This is a genomic window from Mesorhizobium sp. B2-1-3A, assembly GCF_006442655.1.
In the GTDB taxonomy this organism is placed as follows: Bacteria; Pseudomonadota; Alphaproteobacteria; order Rhizobiales; family Rhizobiaceae; genus Mesorhizobium.
Genome location: NZ_VFWK01000001.1, coordinates 1,238,257 through 1,257,521 on the forward strand (window position 1 = coordinate 1,238,257; position 19,265 = coordinate 1,257,521).

General features: G+C 63.2%; 17 protein-coding genes. 1 reads left to right on the forward strand and 16 read right to left on the reverse strand.

Features of this window, described 5'->3' with window-relative positions:
* Positions 1-199: 199 nt before the first annotated feature.
* Both phnA and FJ977_RS06060 read right to left on the reverse strand, forming a co-directional pair.
* The gene (gene phnA / locus FJ977_RS06055) at positions 200-1,459 is read right to left on the reverse strand and encodes a phosphonoacetate hydrolase (RefSeq protein WP_140769435.1); all 1,260 of its coding nucleotides are present in this window, start codon (positions 1,457-1,459) and stop codon (positions 200-202) included.
* Positions 1,460-1,485: 26 nt separating this feature from the next.
* Positions 1,486-2,685, reverse strand: coding sequence for a 2-aminoethylphosphonate--pyruvate transaminase (locus tag FJ977_RS06060; RefSeq protein WP_140769437.1), 1,200 nt, complete (start codon positions 2,683-2,685; stop codon positions 1,486-1,488).
* A 269-nt stretch (positions 2,686-2,954) separates the two neighbouring features.
* Between FJ977_RS06060 and FJ977_RS06065 the strand changes: the two genes are divergently transcribed.
* Positions 2,955-3,824, forward strand: a complete 870-nt coding sequence (locus FJ977_RS06065) for a LysR substrate-binding domain-containing protein (RefSeq protein WP_140769439.1) — start codon at positions 2,955-2,957, stop codon at positions 3,822-3,824.
* Here FJ977_RS06065 and FJ977_RS06070 read toward each other — a convergent pair.
* The 14 genes from FJ977_RS06070 to FJ977_RS06135 form a co-directional block, all read right to left on the reverse strand.
* Positions 3,821-6,298 (reverse strand): FAD-dependent oxidoreductase, encoded by a 2,478-nt coding sequence (locus tag FJ977_RS06070; protein ID WP_140769441.1) that lies wholly within the window; start codon positions 6,296-6,298, stop codon positions 3,821-3,823. The two genes, FJ977_RS06065 and FJ977_RS06070, sit on opposite strands and share 4 nt — an antisense overlap.
* A gap of 77 nt (positions 6,299-6,375) precedes the next feature.
* On the reverse strand, positions 6,376-7,170 hold the full coding sequence (locus FJ977_RS06075; protein ID WP_140769443.1) for a DeoR/GlpR family DNA-binding transcription regulator: 795 nt from the start codon (positions 7,168-7,170) through the stop codon (positions 6,376-6,378).
* Between the two features lie 83 nt (positions 7,171-7,253).
* Positions 7,254-7,919 carry a GntR family transcriptional regulator gene (locus tag FJ977_RS06080; protein WP_246682825.1) on the reverse strand — a complete coding sequence of 222 codons (666 nt, stop codon included), beginning with the start codon at positions 7,917-7,919 and terminating at the stop codon, positions 7,254-7,256.
* Between the two features lie 154 nt (positions 7,920-8,073).
* On the reverse strand, positions 8,074-9,192 hold the full coding sequence (locus FJ977_RS06085) for an acyltransferase (RefSeq protein WP_140769445.1): 1,119 nt from the start codon (positions 9,190-9,192) through the stop codon (positions 8,074-8,076).
* A 281-nt stretch (positions 9,193-9,473) separates the two neighbouring features.
* Positions 9,474-10,475, reverse strand: a complete 1,002-nt coding sequence (doeB, locus tag FJ977_RS06090; RefSeq protein WP_140769767.1) for a N(2)-acetyl-L-2,4-diaminobutanoate deacetylase DoeB — start codon at positions 10,473-10,475, stop codon at positions 9,474-9,476.
* Between the two features lie 5 nt (positions 10,476-10,480).
* Complete coding sequence (doeA, locus tag FJ977_RS06095) at positions 10,481-11,659, reverse strand: ectoine hydrolase DoeA (protein WP_140769447.1); 1,179 nt, start codon at positions 11,657-11,659, stop codon at positions 10,481-10,483.
* A 90-nt stretch (positions 11,660-11,749) separates the two neighbouring features.
* On the reverse strand, positions 11,750-12,742 hold the full coding sequence (locus tag FJ977_RS06100; RefSeq protein ID WP_140769449.1) for a cyclodeaminase: 993 nt from the start codon (positions 12,740-12,742) through the stop codon (positions 11,750-11,752).
* Positions 12,739-13,725, reverse strand: a complete 987-nt coding sequence (eutB, locus tag FJ977_RS06105; RefSeq protein WP_140769451.1) for a hydroxyectoine utilization dehydratase EutB — start codon at positions 13,723-13,725, stop codon at positions 12,739-12,741. The genes FJ977_RS06100 and eutB overlap by 4 nt, the downstream gene beginning before the upstream one ends.
* Before the next feature lie 5 nt (positions 13,726-13,730).
* Positions 13,731-14,510, reverse strand: coding sequence for an ectoine utilization protein EutA (eutA, locus tag FJ977_RS06110; RefSeq protein ID WP_140769453.1), 780 nt, complete (start codon positions 14,508-14,510; stop codon positions 13,731-13,733).
* 3 nt (positions 14,511-14,513) lie between these two features.
* A complete protein-coding gene (gene ehuD / locus FJ977_RS06115; protein ID WP_140769455.1) occupies positions 14,514-15,173 on the reverse strand; it encodes an ectoine/hydroxyectoine ABC transporter permease subunit EhuD in 660 nt (219 codons plus the stop codon).
* A 33-nt stretch (positions 15,174-15,206) separates the two neighbouring features.
* A complete protein-coding gene (gene ehuC, locus FJ977_RS06120) occupies positions 15,207-15,866 on the reverse strand; it encodes an ectoine/hydroxyectoine ABC transporter permease subunit EhuC (protein WP_140769457.1) in 660 nt (219 codons plus the stop codon).
* A gap of 164 nt (positions 15,867-16,030) precedes the next feature.
* The gene (gene ehuB / locus FJ977_RS06125) at positions 16,031-16,882 is read right to left on the reverse strand and encodes an ectoine/hydroxyectoine ABC transporter substrate-binding protein EhuB (protein WP_140769459.1); all 852 of its coding nucleotides are present in this window, start codon (positions 16,880-16,882) and stop codon (positions 16,031-16,033) included.
* 80 nt (positions 16,883-16,962) lie between these two features.
* Entirely contained in the window at positions 16,963-17,748 is a 786-nt protein-coding gene (ehuA, locus tag FJ977_RS06130) for an ectoine/hydroxyectoine ABC transporter ATP-binding protein EhuA (RefSeq protein WP_274609139.1), read from the reverse strand.
* Positions 17,749-17,873: 125 nt separating this feature from the next.
* A complete protein-coding gene (locus FJ977_RS06135; protein ID WP_140769463.1) occupies positions 17,874-19,259 on the reverse strand; it encodes a PLP-dependent aminotransferase family protein in 1,386 nt (461 codons plus the stop codon).
* Positions 19,260-19,265: the final 6 nt, after the last annotated feature.

A 19,265-nucleotide genomic window follows, 5' to 3' on the forward strand; every position in this document is an offset into this window, starting at 1 on the left:
AGTTCCCGGTCCTCGGTAGGCAACATTGATCTTCCATCAGCAAGGCCACCGCGTCTCGGCAATGGCTTCCCTCACTCCGTCGCCGCTTCGCGGCGCCACCTCTCCCCCGTCGATCGGGGGAGAGGTGGCCCGAAGGGCCGGAGTGGGGGTCGACCGGCGCCATGATGAACGGCCACATACCCGCTGGCGCCCAATTCACTCAGCTCGCCAGCGCCGCCGCCATCGTCGCATAGTAGAAGGCGTCGAAATTGCGCAGCGTCGGCTCGTTCGGCAGGTCGGGCAGCACACGATTGACGATGAACGGCACCTCTTGCTCGGTCAGCCCGCCATGCGAGCGCAGCGGCTCGTTGAGGGCCGCCAGATCATGGCGATGCTCCGACGTGCCGATTGTCTTGTTCTCGGTCGAGATCAGCACGATGTCGCCGATCCTATCGGCAGGAAGCTCGAAGCGCTCGCAGGCGGTCGGGCTGTCGACGACCAGCATGATGCCGTCTGTCTTGGCGAGCCGTGCCATGATGCCGGCCTGGTCGGCGCCATCGGGCAGATAGGCGGTGGCGAAGGAACCGAGCGCGCCGTGGTGGACGACATAGGGGTCGGTGATCGGCAGGATGACACGGGCGGCATCCTTGCCGAGCCACTCGTCGAGCAGGTCCTGGACATAGACCACATCTGGCGAACCGTCCGCCTTATGCTTGGGCTTCATGCCATGGTCGGCGGTGACGACGATCGCCGCGCCCAGCGCATCGAGTTCGGCCAGGTACTTGTCGAACATCTCGTAGAAGGCGTTGGCCTGGGGCACGCCGGGCGCGTATTTGTGCTGCACATAGTCTGTCGTCGTCAGGTACATGATGTCGGGGCGGAATTCCTTGAGCAGTTGGACACCGGCGGCAAAGACGAACTCCGACAGTTCGGCCGAATAGACTTCAGGCACCGGCAGTCCGAAGTGCTTGGAGGCATTGTCGATGCCGTGCTCGGCCTTGGTGGTGGTGTCGGACTTTTCCGCCGAGAAGCACAGTGCGCGGCCTTCATCGAAAGCCAGTCCCTTGCCGAGCAGCGCGCGCAACTTGTCCTTGGCGGTAACCACGGCAACCCTGGCGCCGGCATCGTAGAAGGCCTGGAAGATCGTCGGCGCGCGCAGGAAGCGCGGATCGTTCATCATCACTTCCCTGCCGGTCTCGCGCTCGTAGAGATAGTTGCCGCAAATGCCATGCACCGACGGCGGACGGCCAGTGGCGATCGACAGATTGTTGGGGTTGGTGAAGCTCGGAATGACCGAGTGCGCGAAACGCACCGTGCCCTTCTCCTTGATCCTGACCAGAGCCGGCATCAGCCCGGCCTTGATCGCCTCGTCGAGATAGGCCGGCTCGCAACCGTCAAGGCAGATGGCGATGGCCGGCACGCGCGGCCAGGCGTAGGTGCGGCCGTTGACGGCGACATTGACGGGAGACATCTGGTTCATCGAAAATCCTCGAAAATCGGGCCGCGTCAGGCGGCGAGTTTGGCGCGCTCGGCGATTGCCGCGGCAGGTGGGGCGGCGGTGTCGACGCCCATTTCATCAAGCGATTGCGCCGCCGCCTCGACGACGCGGCGCATCACATGTTCGTCCATCTGGCCGATGCAGCCAACGCGGAAGGAATCCACGACCGTCAGCTTGCCCGGATAGATGATGAAACCCTTGTCCTTCATCAGTTCGTAGAAACGATCGAAGGCGAAGTTGGCGTGGGCCGGATTGAAGAAGGTGACGATGATCGGCGACAGCCAGCGATCCCTGAGCAGCGTCTCGAAGCCGAGCTCGCGCATGCCGGCAACCATGACGTCACGGTTCCTGGTGTAGCGGGCGCCGCGGCCGGCGACGCCGCCTTCGGCCTCGTGCTGGCGCAGCGCTTCGAGGAAAGCGGCGACGACATGGGTCGGTGGGGTGTAGCGCCACTGGCCTGTCTTGTTCATGTGCGCCCATTGCGCATGGACATCGAGCGACAATGAATGGCTGCGGCCCTTGGCGGCTTCAAGTTCGCTCTTGCGGGCGATGATGAAGCCGAAGCCCGGCACACCCTCGATGCATTTGTTGGCAGAGGAAACCATCGCCTCATAGCGGATTTCGTTGACGTCGAGCGCAACGGCGCCGAAGGCGCTCATGGAATCGACCAGCAGCTTGCGGCCCTTTTCATGGACCGCTTCGGCAATCTCGGCGACCGGATTGAGGATGCCCGAGCTGGTCTCGCAATGGATAGCGATGACATGGGTGATGGCGGGGTCCGCCTCGAGAGCGGCCGCCACCTCGTCGCCGCGCGGCGGCAGGTAGTCGCCCTTGTCGATCAGCGTATAGGCGCGGCCGAGATATTGCATGGTCTGCGCGGCACGCAGGCCGTAGGCGCCGTTGGCCAGCACCAGGACCTTGCCGTCCCTGGGCACGAACGAACCCAGCATCGCCTCGACACAGAAGGAGCCGCTGCCTTGCATCGGCACGCAATCAAACTCGTCGTTCGCGTCCCCGGTCAGCGCCAGCAGGCGGCGGCGCATATCTGATGTCATTGCACGGAAGTCGCCGTCCCAGGATCCCCAGTCGCGCAGCATCGCCTGCTTGACCGAATAGGCCGTGGTGAGCGGGCCCGGGGTCAGCAGATACGGCTCGCCCAGCGCCGGCCTGGCCAGCGGCTCCGCGGCAAATTTCGTCTCGGCGAGCATGGTGTCCTCCGACAGATCGGTGCTGCTTTTTATGTGGCCTCATTCTTGGCCCGAACGACGTATTTGTAAAATCGTTATTTTGTATCGAAGTATCGATTCTGACGATAGTCAGCGAGGGCCACGCGATACAAATCGCATCCGGTCATGACACGGTTGTGAAGCCGGATAAGTTCGCCTTTTCAACATAAGCCAAATCGTTCATTTCTGACTTTTGAAAATCCAGGCTTATGGTAGATTACCCGCAATTCCGGTGCCTCGAGGTGACAAAGATGCGCTATGTCCAGCTGCGAGCCTTTCATCAAGTAGCGATCTCCGGCGGTTTTTCGCGGGCCGCCGAAGCGCTGTTCCTGACCCAGCCCGCCATATCGGATCAGGTGCGCAAGCTGGAGGAAGAGTATGACGTGCTGCTGTTCAACCGGAACAAGAAGCAGGTCACGCTGACCCATTCGGGCCAAAAACTGCTCGAGATAACCCATCGCATGTTCGATACCGAGCAGCAGGCGCTGGAACTTCTGACGGAGTCGCGCGCGTTGCGTTCCGGCACGCTGCGCATCGTTGCCGATGCCGCGCACCATTTGCTGCATATCCTCGGCAGCTTCCGGGCCCGCTATCCCGGCGTCCAGGTTTCGGTGCGCGCCGGCAACACCGAGACGGTGATCAGCAGCCTCTACAGTTACGATGCCGATATCGGCGTGCTGGGCGAGGTGCCGACCGGGCGCGATTTCGAGGTGCTGAAACTGAATTCGACGCCGATCATAGCCTTCACCTCCATCGACCATCCGCTGTCGGGCAAGAAGTCGCTGACGCTGAAACAACTCGCGCAGGAACCACTTGTCATGCGCGAGCGCGGTTCGAAGACGCGCCAGAAGCTCGAGGACCTGGCCGCGGCGTCGAAGGTTGAACTCAGGCCAGTGATCGAGGCGGAGGGCCGCGAAGCCGTCCGCGAGATCGTGGCCTCGGGTGCCGGCATCGGCTTTGTCTCGGCGGCCGAGTTCGGCCAGGATTCGCGTCTGGTGGCGATCACCATCGACGCACCCGAAACCCTGATGGACGAAGCGCTGATCTGCCTGCGCGAGCGCAGCGGCGGAAAGCTCGTGCGTGCCTTTCTCGATATGGCGCGCTCGATGTCGGCGGATTAAGCGGCGGCCCTGATCTCTAGCGCATCCGCCTTCACCCGCTCCGACTTCGGATCGTAGGGGCTGCGCAGATGCGCTGTGGCGGCATGGCGCACGCCGGCAAGGTCGATTTCGAAACGCCCGCTGGCAAGGAACGCGGCATCGACGCCGGCTTCATTCTCGATCAGCCCGAGCGCCACCGATCGGCCCAGCGTGTGGCCGTAGGCGGCTGAGCGAACCTCACCGACCGGCCTGCCGTCGCGCAGGATCAGTTCGCCGCCCCACAGCATCGGCTCGGCATCGTCCAGCGTGAACAGCACGATCCGTTTTGCCGGTGCCTTCGACAACCTTGCCTCGACCAGCGCATCGCGGCCGATGAAGCCGCCCGGCTTGTCCATGGTGACAGCGAAGCCAAGCCCGGCCTGCCAGGGATTGATATCAGGCGTCAATTCCCTGCCCCAGGCGCGAAAACCCTTTTCGATGCGCAAGGCGTCGAGTGCGTAGTAACCGGCATCGATCAGCCCAAATTCACGGCCCGCTTCATGCAGCGCCTCGTAGACGCCGACGGCGAACTCGGTCGGCACGATCAGTTCCCAGCCGAGTTCTCCGACATAGGTCATGCGATTGGCATAGGCGGTGGCGTAGCCGATATCGATCTCGCGGATGGTGGAGAAGGGGAAACCGGCATTGGAAAGGTCTGCCGACGACAATTTGCCGAGGAGGCCGCGCGAGCGGGGGCCCATCACAGCCAGCACCGCATAGGACGAGGTGACGTCGGTCAGGATCGCATGGGCATCGGATGGGATGTTCTTGACGATCCAGTCGGCGTCGTGGACCGCTTGCGCCGAGCCGGTGACAATGAGGAATTTTTCCGTGGCAAGCCGCATCACGGTGAGATCGCTTTCATAGCCACCGCGCGCGTTGAGCACACCGGTGTAAACCGAGGTGCCCACCGGCACGTCGATATTGCCGGCGCAGATCCGGTTGAGCACCGCGCAGGCGTCAAGGCCCTGGACAAGAAGCTTGGCGAAGGAGGTCTGGTCGAAGATGGCGACGGCTTCGCGCGTCGCTTTCATCTCGCGCCGGACCGCCTCGTGCCAGTTCTGGCAGCCAAAGGCATAGTCATTCTCGGCCTTCTCTCCCGGGGCCGCGAACCAGTTGGCGCGCTCCCATCCCATCTTGGAGCCGAAGCAGGCACCCTTGGCGGCGAGCCGGTCATAGAGTGGCGAGCGGCGGAACGGCCTTGCGGTATCCAGTTCGCGGTTCGGCCAAGGCATGGCGTAGTGCAGGCCGAGCGTCTCCTTGACCCGGTCATGCAGCCAGCGCGGATTGTTGTTGAAGGAGGCGAAGCGCCTGATATCGACCGGCCAGAGATCCATGGTCGGCGCGCCGTTGACGATCCATTCGGCGAGCGCCCTGCCCGCGCCGCCGGCGCTGGCAATGCCCATCGAGTTGAAGCCGGCGCCGACATAGAAATTCTTCAGCTCCGGCGCCTCGCCCAGGATGAAGTTGTTGTCCGGCGTGAAGCTCTCAGGGCCGTTGTAGAATTTCTTGACCTCGGTCTCAGCCAATTGCGGCACGCGGACCAGCGCGTTTTCCATCAGGATCTCGAACTGGTCCCAATCGTCCGGTAGCAGCGCGAATTCGAAATTTTCGGGAATGCCGTTCATGCCCCATGGCTTGGCATGCGGCTCGAAGCCGCCCATGACCAGGCCGCCTACCTCTTCCTTGAAGTAGATGAAGCCGTCGGGGTCACGCATGACAGGCAGATCCGGATGCACGCCCTCGATCCTGCCGGTGACGATGTACATGTGCTCGGCCGAGTGCAGCGGCACCGAGACTCCGCACATCAGCCCGACCTTGCGCGCCCATTGACCGGCGCAGTTGACGACGATCTCGGCCGCGATGTCGCCGCGATCCGTCTCGACGCCACGGACGACGCCGTTCCTGACGCTGATGCCGGTGACCTTGACCCGCTCGAAGATTTTCGCCCCGCGGTTACGAGCGCCCTTGGCCAGCGATTGCGTCAGATCCGTTGGATTGGCCTTGCCGTCGCCCGGCAACCAGACGGCGCCGACCAGATCGTCCGTCGCCATCACCGGCCATAGATTTCCGGCTTCCCTGGGCGAGATGACATCGATCTCCACCCCTTGAGCACGGGCCGAAGCGGCCGTGCGCTTCAGCACTGTCATCCGGTCGGCGGTACGCGCCACCGACAGCGAGCCGCAATTCTTCCAGCCGGTGGCAAGACCGGTCTCGGCCTCCAGTTCGCTGTAGAGCTGCGTGGAATAGCGGATCAGGCTGGTCATGTTGGAGTGGCTGCGTAACTGCCCGACCAGGCCGGCGGCATGCCAGGTGGTGCCGCCGCTGAGTTGGCCCTGCTCGAGCAGGACGACATCGGTCCAACCAAGCCTGGTCAGATGATAGGCGACCGAACAGCCGATAATGCCGCCGCCGACAACGACAACCCGTGCCTGGGAGGGAAATTCATGTGCCATGAGCGTTCCGCCATGTGAGGAATGGCCGGCACACTAACACAGGAAAGTCAAATATCAACTCAAAAAATCACAAAATATCACATCAGCATTGCCACGATGAGCTCAGGCCCCTTTTGCGAAAGTGCTTCGACAAGCGCCGGTTCGGGACTGGCGTCGACGATCACTCCGGCAGCGCGGTCGAAGTTTGGGATCCTGAGCGGCGTCAGCTTGCCGAACTTGCTGCTGTCGAGCACGAAATAGGCCTTGCCGCCGAGCGCGATCATGCGGCCACGCTGCTCGGCCCCGGCGCGAGTGAAGTCGGTCACCTCTCCCTCCGGCGACAGGGCACCGCCGCCCAGAAAGGCGATGTCGACGCGAAAGCGGGCCATGGCATCGAGCGTGTCGATGCCGGAAGCCGCTTCCTCGCCCGGATCGATCTCGCCACCCAGCATGTGCACGCGCATGCCGGGGACATGGCACAGATGCAGTGCGATCTTCAGGCTGGCGGTGCAAATGGTGAGATCGCGCAGGCCGGCCATGGCCTGCGCGACAGCAAAAGTGGTGGTGCCGGAATCGAGGAAGACAACCATTCCGTCCTTGACCAGGCCAGCGGCCGCCTTGCCGATTGCCGCCTTGCCTGGGGTATTTTCCTGGCTGCGCAAGCTCATCGCCGGTTCACTCGGCTCGAAGCGGGCGGCACCGCCATGCACGATGCCAAGCCGGCCCTGGTCCGCAAGCAGCTTCAGGTCACGGCGGATGGTTTCGCGCGAGACATCGAAGAACTCGGCCAGTTCGGCGACGCTGACGGAACCCTGGGCGCTGAGCCGCCTGAAGATCTCATCGTGGCGGCGCGGGGCAAGGGCGCGCGCCGGCAAGTGACTGACGGGAGACATGGCGATCCTCGCGGGGCATTGATGTTGCAATATGTGGCAGCTAACGGATATTGATGCAACTGCACCTGGCGTGCCGGCATCGATCAGCCCTCGGCATTGCCTGTCGGGGCTCGTATTTTTCGCGACAGACCGCCACCCTCTATCGCTTTGACGAGCGTCTCGCTTCCTTCGCGCAGATGCCGCCGCAGAATGCTCACGGCCGTCTTGCCGTCGCGCTGGCGGCAGGCGGCCAACAGATCGCGATGCTCGCTCTGCGAGCGCGCACGATAGTCGAGGTTCGATAAGAGGATGCGGACATAGCGATCGGCGGCGTTGTGATGCGCCTCGATCAGGCCGAGCAGACGCCGGTTGCCGCAGGCATTGTAGAGCGACAGATGAAAGGTGCGGTTCAGGGCACCCCAGCGGCCGATATTGCGCTCCGCATCGATCTGATCGAGCGCCTGTTCGGCCTCGTCGAGCTTGCCGCCGGACAAGACGGGCACGGACAGCCGCAGCGCTTCGCACTCGAGCAATTCGCGCACGGCGTAGATCTCGCTGATTTCGGCGCCATCCATGCGGGCGACATGCGCGCCCTTGGTCGGATGGATGGAGACAATGCCCTCCGCCTCCAATTGGCGAAGGGCGTCTCGAATCGGCATGCGGCTGAAGCCGAACTGCTCGGCCAAGTCGTCCTGACGCAGCGCGGTTCCCGCCTTCAGCGTCCCGCTGGCTATGGCCTCGCGCAGGACATTGGCAACCTGCTCGGCCACGGTCTGCGGCCTCCCAATCAGGCCTTCGGAAAATCCGCGCAATCGATGCTCCCCTGACACGCGATATCCAGCCTAGTGGAAAAGCACTGGGGATATAAGTATCCTCGTGTACGAGCGGGGTCCGATTGCAGTCTGGCGCCGACTGCCGGCGTCCTTAAGCTGCGGCGGCTGGCTGCCCAACCGGGATCGGATCGGCGCTTGCCGGCTCCGTGTATCGCATACGCATGCGCAAGAACGGCGCTTCGACACAGGTGTAGCTGAGATAGCCGATCGGGATCGTCGCCAGGAAGCACAGGCCGGACCAGACGCAAGCAAGGTAGAAGTTGCTGATATTCATGACGTTCGTGTTTATGAACGCGGCAAGCTGCATGACGAAGAACAGGTGCAGAAGGTAGATCGAGTAGCTGTAAGCGCCTGCCTTCTCCACGACCTTGAAAGGCAGGCTGGTTCGCTTCCTTGGAAAACTTGTGTCGTAGTAGGCAATGCCGAAGGAATAGGCCGCCGCCTCCAGCGTTGGCAGTATGATCCATATCGAATGGGGCGACGGATAACCCCGAAGCTGGTAAAATCCGCCGGCGGCATCGAACCACCAGAAGAACCCCGAAAATGCCATGAGAACGACCAATGCCAGCCAGTGCCGATCTTTGGCATGGGCACGGAGATGAAAAGCGAGAATGCCGGCCAGAAACTGATCGGCATGGCCTATGATGGTCCAGGCCGCCGCCAACTGCACCTCGCCGAGATGCACGTAGAGCGCCGACCTCAGCAAAATCGCTGCCGCGATGAATAGCAAGGGCGCGAACAGGAAGCGTCTGGACGCCATCAGCAGGAACGGCAGCAGAATGTAGAAGTGGGCTTCCACGGTTATCGACCAGCCGCCGCTCGGAAGAGTCGGGAAAATCAACCCCTTGCCAACATCGGTGAAATACTCGCCCAGGGGCTGGCCCGCCTCATATCTGCGGCAAGCCTCGATTGCTATCACGGCCAGCAAAAGCGGAAGCAGCCTCAGCGCTCGGTTGACAAAGAAGGGCAGATACCTGACTTGTTTTCCATCGAGAAGCTTGGCGAACAGATAACCGGAGAGCGCCATGAACAGTGAAACGCCGGTGTTTCCTTCATCCAGCAGGCTGAAGATGGGTAAAGCCGGCACGAAGCCATAAGGAACCGGACCATCGGGAGACTGGTGAAGGAAATGCCAGGTGAAGACCAGAAAAGCCGCAAGGCCACGAATATGGTCCAGCGCCGGATAATGCTCTCCAGTCGAAGACTTCATGATTCAGACCAAGCGCCCCGTGCCTTGAACGATCGTCGCCATTGCGCCCGGCCAGCAATGGCACCGGAGCGGGGATTCCAACCCGCCCATGCCTACTTTGTCTGTCTCTCGTTAATTTTGATTTCCATGTGCCGGGAAAATCTATTCCCAGAACAGCCCAGCGAGCGGATAGCCTCCCACCGGAACTGTCGGAAGGGGCCACGACGGGCGGTCCGATCGCGGCCTCAGGCCTGTCGCGCAATATGCAGGCCGTCTTTCTTGTTCGAGCAAAAACCGATTGATCAATCGACCTGCACGGCAACCACCGCCGCGCAGTCGCCGGCCTTGACCAGCCCTGGAAAATGCCGCGCTGCCAGCATGCCCGACATTTTTGCCCGGATTTCCAGCGGAGCGATGCCGGTGCGGCCAACGGAGTGGATGCGCGCCAGAACCGAGCCTTCCTGGACGGGCTCGCCGAGATCGACCATGGTCTCGATCATGCCGTCGTCCTCGGCGAAGGAGAAGCAATCGCCGGACGGCATGTCCAGCCACTGAGTTCTGCCCTTCTCGACCGCACCGGCAACAATGCCGGCATGGCGCAACACATTGAGAATGCCGCGCCGCGCGATCCGCACCGTTTGCGCGCGTGAGGTACCGCCGCCACCAAGCTCGGTGCTGACGAACACCTTGCCCATTTCCTCCGCTGCCGTGTCGTACATGCCGACGGCATCGATCTCGATCATACGCATCGAGAACGGGGCAGAGAATGCCGCCACCGCATCGAAGGCTTTCTGCTCGAGCGCCTTGTCGGGCAAAGTGTGCGCGGCGCAGAACGGGACGAAGTCCAGCGTCTTTCCACCAGAGTGAAAATCGAACACGATGTCGGCGCGGGGCAGCAATTCGCGCTGGAAATAGTCGGCGATCTTCTCTGTCACCGTACCATCCGGCCGGCCGGGAAAGCTGCGGTTCATGTTGCCTTTGTCGATCGGCGATGTCCGCGTGCCGGCTCTGAAAGCCGGATAGTTCATTGCCGGCACGATGATCACCGTACCGCTGACTTGCGCGGGATCGAGCGTACGGGCGAGATCGTAGAGCGCCAGCGGCCCTTCATACTCGTCGCCATGGTTGCCGCCGGAAAGCAACGCCGCCGGTCCCTTGCCATTGCGGATGACGCAGATCGGGATCATCACCGAACCCCAGGCAGAGTCGTCTCGGCTGTAGGGCAGGCGCAGGAAACCGTGCTGGACACCGTCGCGGTCGAAATCGACGGTCGGTGCGATCGGCGACGGGCGGAGGCTGGACAGCGGGCTCAATTCTTCACCACCAGTTTGCGCGGCACATTGGCCAGGCACTCTACACCGGTTTCGGTGATCAAGATGGATTCGGTGATTTCCAGGCCCATCGTCTCCAGCCACAGGCCGGTCATGAAATGGAAGGTCATGCCGGGCTTGAGTTCGGTGCGGTCGCCGGGGCGCAGGCTCATTGTGCGCTCGCCCCAATCCGGTGGATAGGACAGGCCGATCGAGTAGCCGGTACGATTGTCCTTGACGATGCCGTATTTCTTCAGGACGGCGAAGAAGGCGTTGGCAATGTCCTCGCAGGCGTTGCCGGGCTTTGCGGCCGCCAGCCCGGCCTCCATGCCTTCCAGCGTCGCTTTCTCGGCATCGAGAAATTCCTGCGTCGGTTTGCCGAGGAAGACGGTGCGCGACAGCGGGCAATGGTAGCGGTTGTAGCAGCCGGCGATCTCGAAGAAGGTACCCTCGCCCCGCTTCATCGGCTGGTCGTCCCAGGTCAGGTGCGGCGCCGAAGCGTCCACGCCCGAGGGCAGCAGCGGGACGATCGCCGGATAGTCGCCGCCGATACCGTCAACGCCGCGCGTGCCGGCGTCATAGATCTCGGCGACGAGGTCGCATTTGCGCATGCCGACTTCCATTCTGTCGACGATGCGCTGATGCATGGCTTCGACGATGCGGGCGGCCTTGCGCATATAGTCGATCTCGGTCGGGCTCTTCACCGCGCGCTGCCAGTTGACCAGGGCGGTGGCATCGACGAAGCGGGCATTGGGCAGATGCTTCTGCAGCGAGGCGAACGCGGCGGCTGAGAACCAGTAATTGTCCATCTCGACGCCGATGGTGAGCTTGCCCCAACCGCGATCGGCCAACACGCTGGACAGGAAGTCCATCGGGTGGCGTTCGGTCGACTGCACGTAGTGGTCGGCGTAGCCGACGATGTTGTCATGCGCGAGATAGGCGGTGCGTTTGGCGCCATTGGCGTCCTGGCCTCGGCCATACCACACCGGCTCGCCCGACGGCGGCACGATGACCGCCTGGTGCACATAGAACGACCAGCCGTCATAGCCGGTCAGCCAGGCCATGTTGGAGGGGTCGCTGACAACAAGGAGATCGATGCCCTTGACCTCCATGGCTTTCCGCGTTTTCGCGAGGCGATCGGCAAATTCGCCGCGCGAGAATTTCAGGTTTGGTTGCATTGTTCTGGGTCCTCGTTTGTTGGAGCTTGCGCATGATCTTTTTCGGAAAACCGGCTTCCACTTTTCCGGACCATGCTCCTGCGGCCAGCATCAGCTTTCAAAAATGGTTCCGGAGCTGGTCGCCCGCGCGCGATCGCGGGCGAGCGTGGCGATCGCGGTGTCCTGCACGCCAGTGCCGGTGAGATCAGCGATGGTGATGTCGCTGGCCGAGCGCCGGCCATGTTTGACGCCGGCGATGATCTGGCCGAGTTCGATGACTTCAGCATCAGCCGCCATCACTCCCGCCGCGATCGCATGGTGGAGTTCGCCCAGCCGCCGTGTCTGGCGGGCGCTATCAGCGACATAGAGATCGGCCATGCGCAGGATCGCAGGCGCGATCTCGTTCTTGTGCTCGGCGTCCGAGCCCATGGCGGTGATGTGCTGGCCGGCGGACACGAAGCCGGCCTTGATCAGCGGCTCGGTCGACGGCGTGGTGGTAACGACGATGTCGGCGCCGGCAACGGCGCTTGGCGCGTCACGCTCGGCGCGCACGACAATGCCCAGTCTTTCGCTCAAGCGGGCAGCGGTGGCTTCGGCCTTGGCGGCATCGCGCGCCCAGATGCGTGCTTCCTTGATCGGCCTGACAAGGCGCAGTGCCTCCAATTGCAAACCTGCCTGCAAACCGGCGCCGAAGATCGCCGCTACGGTGGAGTCTTCGCGCGACAGATGCTTCGCCGCGACCGCGCCTGCCGCGGCGGTGCGGACATCGGTCAGGTAGCCATTGTCGAGCAGCAGCGCCTCGACCACACCCGTCTTTGCCGAAAGCAGCACCATCATGCCGCCACCGCTCGGCAGGCCGAGTTTTGGATTGTCGAAGAAGCCGGAGCTGATCTTGACGGCGAAGCCGTCGATACCGGGTACGTAGGCGGACTTCACGTCGACCTCGCCGCGATTCTCGGGGATATCGAGCCGCAGGATCGGCGGCATCGCCACCGGCAAGGTGGCGAGCGCGCGAAAAGCGTTTTCGACGCAGGTAATGGCGTCGAGGTCGAGCGTCACGATCTCGCGCAATTCTGCTTCGGTAAGGATCGTCATACGGCTCATGCGGTGCGCTCCCCGACTGCCTCGCCGCAGACGATCCTGCGATGTGCGTTCATGTCGATGTTGCGACCCGAGAGCAAAACGGTCACAGGCCCGCCAGCCTTGACCTTGCCGGCGAGCAGGGCGGCGATGCCGACCGCGCCGGCACCCTCGACGACCTCGCGTTCCTGTTCGTAGGCATGGCGGATGCCGGCGGCGATCTCGTCCTCGCTGAGCAGAATGACATCGTCGAGCAGGTCACGGCACATGGCGAAAGTCAGCCTGTTGTCGAGGCCGATGCCGCCGCCGAGCGAATCCGCGAGCGTCGGCAATTCCTCCACGAGAACGGGGTGGCCGGCATCGAGGCTCGCTTTCATCGCGGCACCCCGCGCCATCGAAACCCCGATGATTTTTGTCCCGGGGCTGACAGCCTTCACCGCTGCGGCAACGCCGGCGGCCAAACCACCGCCGGAGAGCTGCACGAGAACGAGATCGGCATCCGGGACCTGCTCGATCATCTCCAGCCCGAGCGTGCCTTGCCCGGCGATGATGGCGGGATGATCGAAGGGCGGTAGCATCACCAGCCCCTCCTGCGCCACCAGCCGCTCGACCTCCTGCTGCGCGTCGTCCTGGCTGTTGCCGACGATGTGGACCTCGGCGCCGAGCCGGCGGATTTCGTCGAGCTTGTTCCGGGGCACCAGACGCGACATGCAGATCACGGCGCGCATGCCTTCGAGTTTCGCCGCGTGCGCCAGTGCCCGACCGTGATTGCCGGTCGAGGCAGCAACGACACCGCGCGTCATCTCTCCCGCGCTGAGCGAGGCGACGGCATTCGAGGCGCCACGCAGTTTGAAGCTACCGGTGGTCTGGCGGTGCTCGAGCTTGAGGTAAACCGGCACGCCAAAGCGTTCCGAAAGGCTCTGGGACGTGACGGTTGGTGTCCGCTCGACCTTGTTGTGAATTCGCTCGCGCGCGGCATGGATATCGCTCAGGGTCACTGTCGCCATTGTGGTCAGTCGCGCGGCAAAGGCAGCGTCATCAGACGGCCGAATTCAGGATGGGCTGTGTCGTCGCCACACAGCCGCAGACAATTCCAGGCGCTGGCCTGGTTGCTGGTGATCACCGGGCGACCGATCACCTGTTCCATCCCTGTGACTGCAAGCGCACCGCGCAACGCCGTGCAGGACACGAACAAGGCGTCGGCCTGCGGGTGGATCACTTGCCGCGCGAGATCGACAAGCGCTGCCGGCGGAATCCGCGCCATCTCGCGATCGTCCTCAAAGCCGAGACAGGTGAAGCTGGCGATCTCGAAGCCACGCGCCGCGAAATACGTCGCCATCGGCATGGAGGTTTCGACGGAGTAGGGCGTCAGGATGCTGATACGACGCACGCCGAAGGCGTGCAGCCCGCGCACGCCTGCCATCGGCGGCGTGACCACGGGAATGCCTGGTTTGGCGGCCTGGATTGCCGTCTCGATTTCGGCATCGCCGATCACCACCGAGGCCGAGGTGCAGGAATAGCAGATCGCGTCGAGCTTTTCGTCAGGCAGGATCAATGCCGCGCCTGCCGTCAGCGCCGGCTGCATCTTGCGCAGGTTTTCCGGCGTTGTCGGATTGGCATAAGGGATGCGCGCGACATAGACGCCGATGCGCTCGCTCGCGACCATGCGGCGAAAGTCCGGTTCGCTGGTGTGATCCGTGGCCAGGATGATCAGGCCGATACGCTTGTCGAGCGGACGATCATCGAGCAATGGCCGCTTCGGATGGACTGTGATTTCGGGCAAGGGTTTCATCGGTTACCTCTCGATCTTGCCGTAACGACGCTCCAGCCAGCGCAGCAGCACGACCGAACAAAGACTGATGGCGAGGAAGAAGGCGCCAACCAGCGTGATCGGCTCCAGATAACGATAGTAGGTGTTGGCGACGCTTTTCGCCTGGTTCATCAGCTCCAGTACGGTGATCGCCGAAAGCAGCGGCGTCTCCTTGAACATGGCGATGAAATAGTTGGCCAGCGCCGGTATCATCGGTGGGATGGCCTGCGGGATGATGATGTGCGTCCAGGTCTGCCGGGCGTTGAGGTTGCAGGCCTTGGCGGCCTCCCACTGGCCGCGCGGTACATTGTCGATGCCGGCGCGGTAGACCTCCGCCGTGTAGGTGCCGTAATGCAGCCCAAGCCCGATGACACCGGCAACGAGCGGCGGCAGAAGAATGCCGATGTCGGGCAGCACGTAGAAGATGAAATAGAGCTGCACCAGGAGCGGTGTGCCGCGGATGAATTCGGCCGCCCAGCCGACGGTACGCGACAGCACCTTGTTGGGCGAGCGGCGCGCCAGCGCAATGCCCAGCCCGACGATCGCCGCCAGCACCGAGCCGAGCAGCGTCGCCAGGATGGTGATCTTCACCCCCTGGATCAGCGTCGGCAGGATCTGCAGGACAAAATCCCAATCCCAATCCATCAGCGAACCCTTGCCATCAGCGCGCCCCGGCCATCAGACACGCACTCCGTCAAGGCCGCGCGCCATGCGGCGCTCCAGCGAGCGCACGCCCCACGAGATGAGCAGCGCCAGGATGAAATAGATGACCAGGATGGTTGCGAACGGCACCATGGTGTTGCCGGTCTGGGCGCGCACCACCTGCGCCTGGAAGGTGAGATCCGCGAGCGAGATGAGAGAGACGACCGATGTCGCCTTGAGCAATTCGATGGCGTTGTTGCCGAAGGTCGGCAGCATCACCAGAAACGCCTGCGGCAGGATGACGTGGCGCAGGCCTTGCCAGCGGCCGAGATTGAGCGCGATGCAGGCTTCATGCTGTTCGCGGCCGATCGATTGCACCGCGCCGCGCACCACTTCGGCGGCATAGGCGCCGACATTCAGGCCGAGCGCCAGCACGCCGGCCTGCAGCGGGGTCAGTTCGAAACCCACCAAGGGCAACACGAAATAGGCGAAGAACAGCTGCACGAAGATCGACGTGCCGCGGAAGAATTCGATATAGGCGGTGGCAAGCGCGCGCAGCGCGAAGAAGCGCGACAGTCGCCCCATGCCGGCCAGAAAGGCCATGATCAGGGCAAGCACCGACCCCATCAGCGTCAGCTCGATGGTGACAAGCGCTCCCTGCAATATCAGGCCGAAATAGCCGGACCACTGGGTCATGTAATTCGAGGTTTCCAACGTTTGGTTTAGGAGCCTTCTCCCCGTTCACGGGGAGAAGGTGCCGGCAGGCAGATCAGGGCAGCGCTAGCTTCTCCAAACTCGGCGCCGCCCCTCATCCGTCACTTCGTGACACCTTCTCCCCGTGAACGGGGAGAAGGCAAAAATCACTTCGCGGCGCAGAGCTTCTCGCGCGTCGTCGACATCGCCGCTGCAGCCGAGAAGCCGTACGGCTCGATGATCTTGGCGAAATCGCCCGACTTCTTCATCTTGGCGAGTTCGACATCAAAGGCATCGCGCAACGCCTCGTCGCCCTTCTTGAAGGCGGCGCCATCGCAATAGACCGGCGCGCCCTGCACCGGCGCGATGACCTCTAGGTTCGGATCATTGGCCTTTTTCATCAGATCGTTGATCGACAGGACCGGCAGCGAATACGCGTCGATGCGGCCATCCTGAACCATCTTCAGGCCGCTCTGGCCGTCCGGCACGACGATGACACGTTCGCGCGGCACGCCGGCGTTGAGCGCCAGTTTCTCCTCGGTGCCGCCGCCGGGCGCGCCGATGGTGGCGGACGTGTCCTTGGCGACGTCCTCGTAGCTCTTGAAGCCCTTCGGATTGCCCTTCTTCACCAGCATCGCCTCGGCGTCGCACAGCACCGGTTCGGAATAGGCGACCGCGGCGCAACGCTCCGGCTTCATGAACAGGCCGGCGGTGACGACATCGAAGCGACCGGCCTGCAGGCCGGGGATCATGGCGCCATATTCCGAGATCGAGGCAACGACATCGGCGACGCCCAGCCGCTTGAAGATCTCGCGCGCCACGTCGGGCGCGGCGCCCGAAACCTTGCCGTCGGCGGCGACCGCCGTATAGGGCGGTTCATTGGCGATGGCGAGGCGGGCGAAGCCCTGCGACTTGAGCTGCTCGAGCTTGCTGTCGTCAGCCGAGCCCGGAATCGAGGCGGCCAGCACCGCCGTCAGTGCAAGGCCGGCGACGCCGGCCAGAATGCCAAGTTTCTTCATTGTTCCCAACTCCTTGTTTTTTGGTTTTGTCATTTTGGTTTTGATTGCGGGACGGCTTCGCCCTCCCTCAGGCATGGCGGTCAGACGCGATGTCCAGCCGCGATGATCTTCTTCAGGAAGCCTTGCGTGCGCTCCTGCTTGGGATGACGGAAAATCTCGTCGGGCTTGCCTTCCTCGACGATCTTGCCGCGATCGAAGAACAGCACCCGGTCGGCGAAGTCGTGGGCGAAGCCCATCTCATGAGTGACCAGCAGCATCGTCATGTCGGTCTCGGCGCAGAGCCGCCACAAGACGTTCAACACCTCCTCGACCAGCTCCGGATCTAGCGCCGATGTCACCTCGTCGAACAGCATGATCTTGGGCTGCAGAGCGAGTGCCCTGGCGATCGCCACACGCTGCTTCTGGCCGCCGGACAGTTGCGCCGGCATCGCCTTGGCCTTGTCGGCCATGCCGACCATGTCGAGCAGCTCCATTGCCCGCTTCTCGGCGGCAGCGCGCGGCGTGCCCTTGGTCAGCATCGGCGCCAGCGTCACATTGTCGATGACGCTCTTGTGTGGAAACAGGTTGAACAGCTGGAAGACCATGCCGATCTTCTGGCGCATCCGCGCCAGATGCCGCTCGTCGGCCGGCAGCAGCTGGCCGTTGCGCTCCATGTGGTAAAGATGCTCGCCCTCGATCTGGATGTGACCGCCGTCGATGCGCTCCAGCGTCATCAGGATGCGCAGGATCGTCGTCTTGCCCGAGCCGGAGGGGCCGATCAGGGCCAGCTTCTCGCGCGGCATGACCTGCATCGACAGGCCGTCCAGCACCTTGAAGGCGCCGAAGCTCTTCGAAATGGCATCGACCTTGATGATGGGTGCGGACAAATGAATTTCCCCGTGCTGGAGAAGCCTGTGCCCTTAACGATGCGGAACGCGCCAAATCATGTCAATTGGGAAAATAATATCATGACAATTATTCTGATTCCGCACAATTTCGAAGCATAGTCGGCCTAAATCGCCAGCAGCAGATGCTCCGGATCGCCAAGCAAGAGCTTGGTGACAACGCCGAGACCGGCGCGCAGTTCCCCTTCGGTGGTCGAGCCCAGCGAGATACGGACAGCCGGATGCCAGGGCGCATCCGAAATGCGGAAGGATGTGCCAGGGGCGATCGCCACGCCCTGCAGCCGGGCCTGGGCGACAAAGCCCTCTTCGGCGCGGTCGTCGGGCAGCTGCAGCCAGACGTGCAGCCCGTCGCGCCGGGCGCGATAGTCGATCCCGGCAAGCACCTCCGCTGCGATATCCTGCCGCCGCCGCAGGGCCGTGCGCTGCCAGCGGACGAGTTCCATCGCGGTGCCGTCGGTCACCCATTTGGTGGCGATCTCGGCCACCAGTGGCGTTGCCATCCAGTTGGAGACCAGGTGCCGGTTGGCGACGGCGGCGACATAGCGGTCGGGCGCGGCGAGATAGCCGATGCGCAGGCCGGGCACGGTGATCTTGGTGAAAGAGGTGACGTAGAGCGTGCGCTCCGGGGCGAAGGCGGCAACCGGCGGCGGCCGGTCCTCGACCAGCGGCCCCAGCACATCGTTCTCGATGATGGCGATGTCGTGCTTGCGCGCGACCGCGGCGATCTCGGCGCGCCGAGCCGCATCCATCAGCGTTGCCGTCGGATTGATCACGGAGGGCTGCACAAACACGGCGCGGATATCGGAAAGCCTGCAGGCTTCGTCCAGCGCTTCCGGGATCAGGCCATTGTCGTCGATCGGCAGGCCTTCGAGGTTGAAGCCGAGATAGCGCGCCAGCGGCACCAGCGTGTGATGGCCGATCGCCTCGGTGGCGACGGTCGATCCCGGCGGCGCCACGCTCATCAGCGCCACCGTCATGCCGGCGGTGGCGCCGTTGGTCAGGCTGATGTTCTGCGCCGAGGCCTCGAGCCCGCACAGTTTCAGCCATTCGACCGCCACGGCACGGTGGCGCGGAAACACCATGTTGGGCCGGAAGGACAGCGCCGAACTCGACGGCAGGTTTTCGGCGAGCCAGCCCAGCGCCTGCTTCAACCGCTCCAGATGCATAGGCTCGCAGACCGGCTTCAGGATGGACAGGTCGATGACCTCGCCGAGACGCTCCGGCAGGTAGGGCGGCTCCGGTTCGCGGCGCTGCGTCTGGACAAAGCTGCCACGACCGATCTCGCCCGAAATCAGGCCGCGCCGGATCAGTTCCTCATAGGCGCGGCTGACCGTTTGCACCGACAGTTTGAGGTCATCGGCCAGGCGGCGATGCGTGGGCAGACGGGCGCCATTGGCGAGGCGCCCGTCATGGATGGCACGCGCGAACTGGTCTGCCAGCGATTGATAGGCTGGCCGCCGGATGAGCGCGGGATCTGGTTGCCACAATGTCATGACTTA

What these genes read in the sequence shown, in the direction of transcription:
- FJ977_RS06100 (WP_140769449.1), bottom strand. Translation starts at nt 12,742, where the DNA reads ATGAGCCGTATGACGATCCTTACCGAAGCAGAATTGCGCGAGATCGTG.
- ehuC (WP_140769457.1), bottom strand. Translation starts at nt 15,866, where the DNA reads ATGACCCAGTGGTCCGGCTATTTCGGCCTGATATTGCAGGGAGCGCTT.
- eutA (WP_140769453.1), bottom strand. Translation starts at nt 14,510, where the DNA reads ATGAAACCCTTGCCCGAAATCACAGTCCATCCGAAGCGGCCATTGCTC.
- phnA (WP_140769435.1), bottom strand. Translation starts at nt 1,459, where the DNA reads ATGAACCAGATGTCTCCCGTCAATGTCGCCGTCAACGGCCGCACCTAC.
- FJ977_RS06085 (WP_140769445.1), bottom strand. Translation starts at nt 9,192, where the DNA reads ATGAAGTCTTCGACTGGAGAGCATTATCCGGCGCTGGACCATATTCGT.
- FJ977_RS06135 (WP_140769463.1), bottom strand. Translation starts at nt 19,259, where the DNA reads ATGACATTGTGGCAACCAGATCCCGCGCTCATCCGGCGGCCAGCCTAT.
- FJ977_RS06060 (WP_140769437.1), bottom strand. Translation starts at nt 2,685, where the DNA reads ATGCTCGCCGAGACGAAATTTGCCGCGGAGCCGCTGGCCAGGCCGGCG.
- doeA (WP_140769447.1), bottom strand. Translation starts at nt 11,659, where the DNA reads ATGCAACCAAACCTGAAATTCTCGCGCGGCGAATTTGCCGATCGCCTC.
- FJ977_RS06065 (WP_140769439.1), top strand. Translation starts at nt 2,955, where the DNA reads ATGCGCTATGTCCAGCTGCGAGCCTTTCATCAAGTAGCGATCTCCGGC.
- FJ977_RS06070 (WP_140769441.1), bottom strand. Translation starts at nt 6,298, where the DNA reads ATGGCACATGAATTTCCCTCCCAGGCACGGGTTGTCGTTGTCGGCGGC.
- FJ977_RS06075 (WP_140769443.1), bottom strand. Translation starts at nt 7,170, where the DNA reads ATGTCTCCCGTCAGTCACTTGCCGGCGCGCGCCCTTGCCCCGCGCCGC.
- ehuD (WP_140769455.1), bottom strand. Translation starts at nt 15,173, where the DNA reads ATGGATTGGGATTGGGATTTTGTCCTGCAGATCCTGCCGACGCTGATC.
- ehuB (WP_140769459.1), bottom strand. Translation starts at nt 16,882, where the DNA reads ATGAAGAAACTTGGCATTCTGGCCGGCGTCGCCGGCCTTGCACTGACG.
- eutB (WP_140769451.1), bottom strand. Translation starts at nt 13,725, where the DNA reads ATGGCGACAGTGACCCTGAGCGATATCCATGCCGCGCGCGAGCGAATT.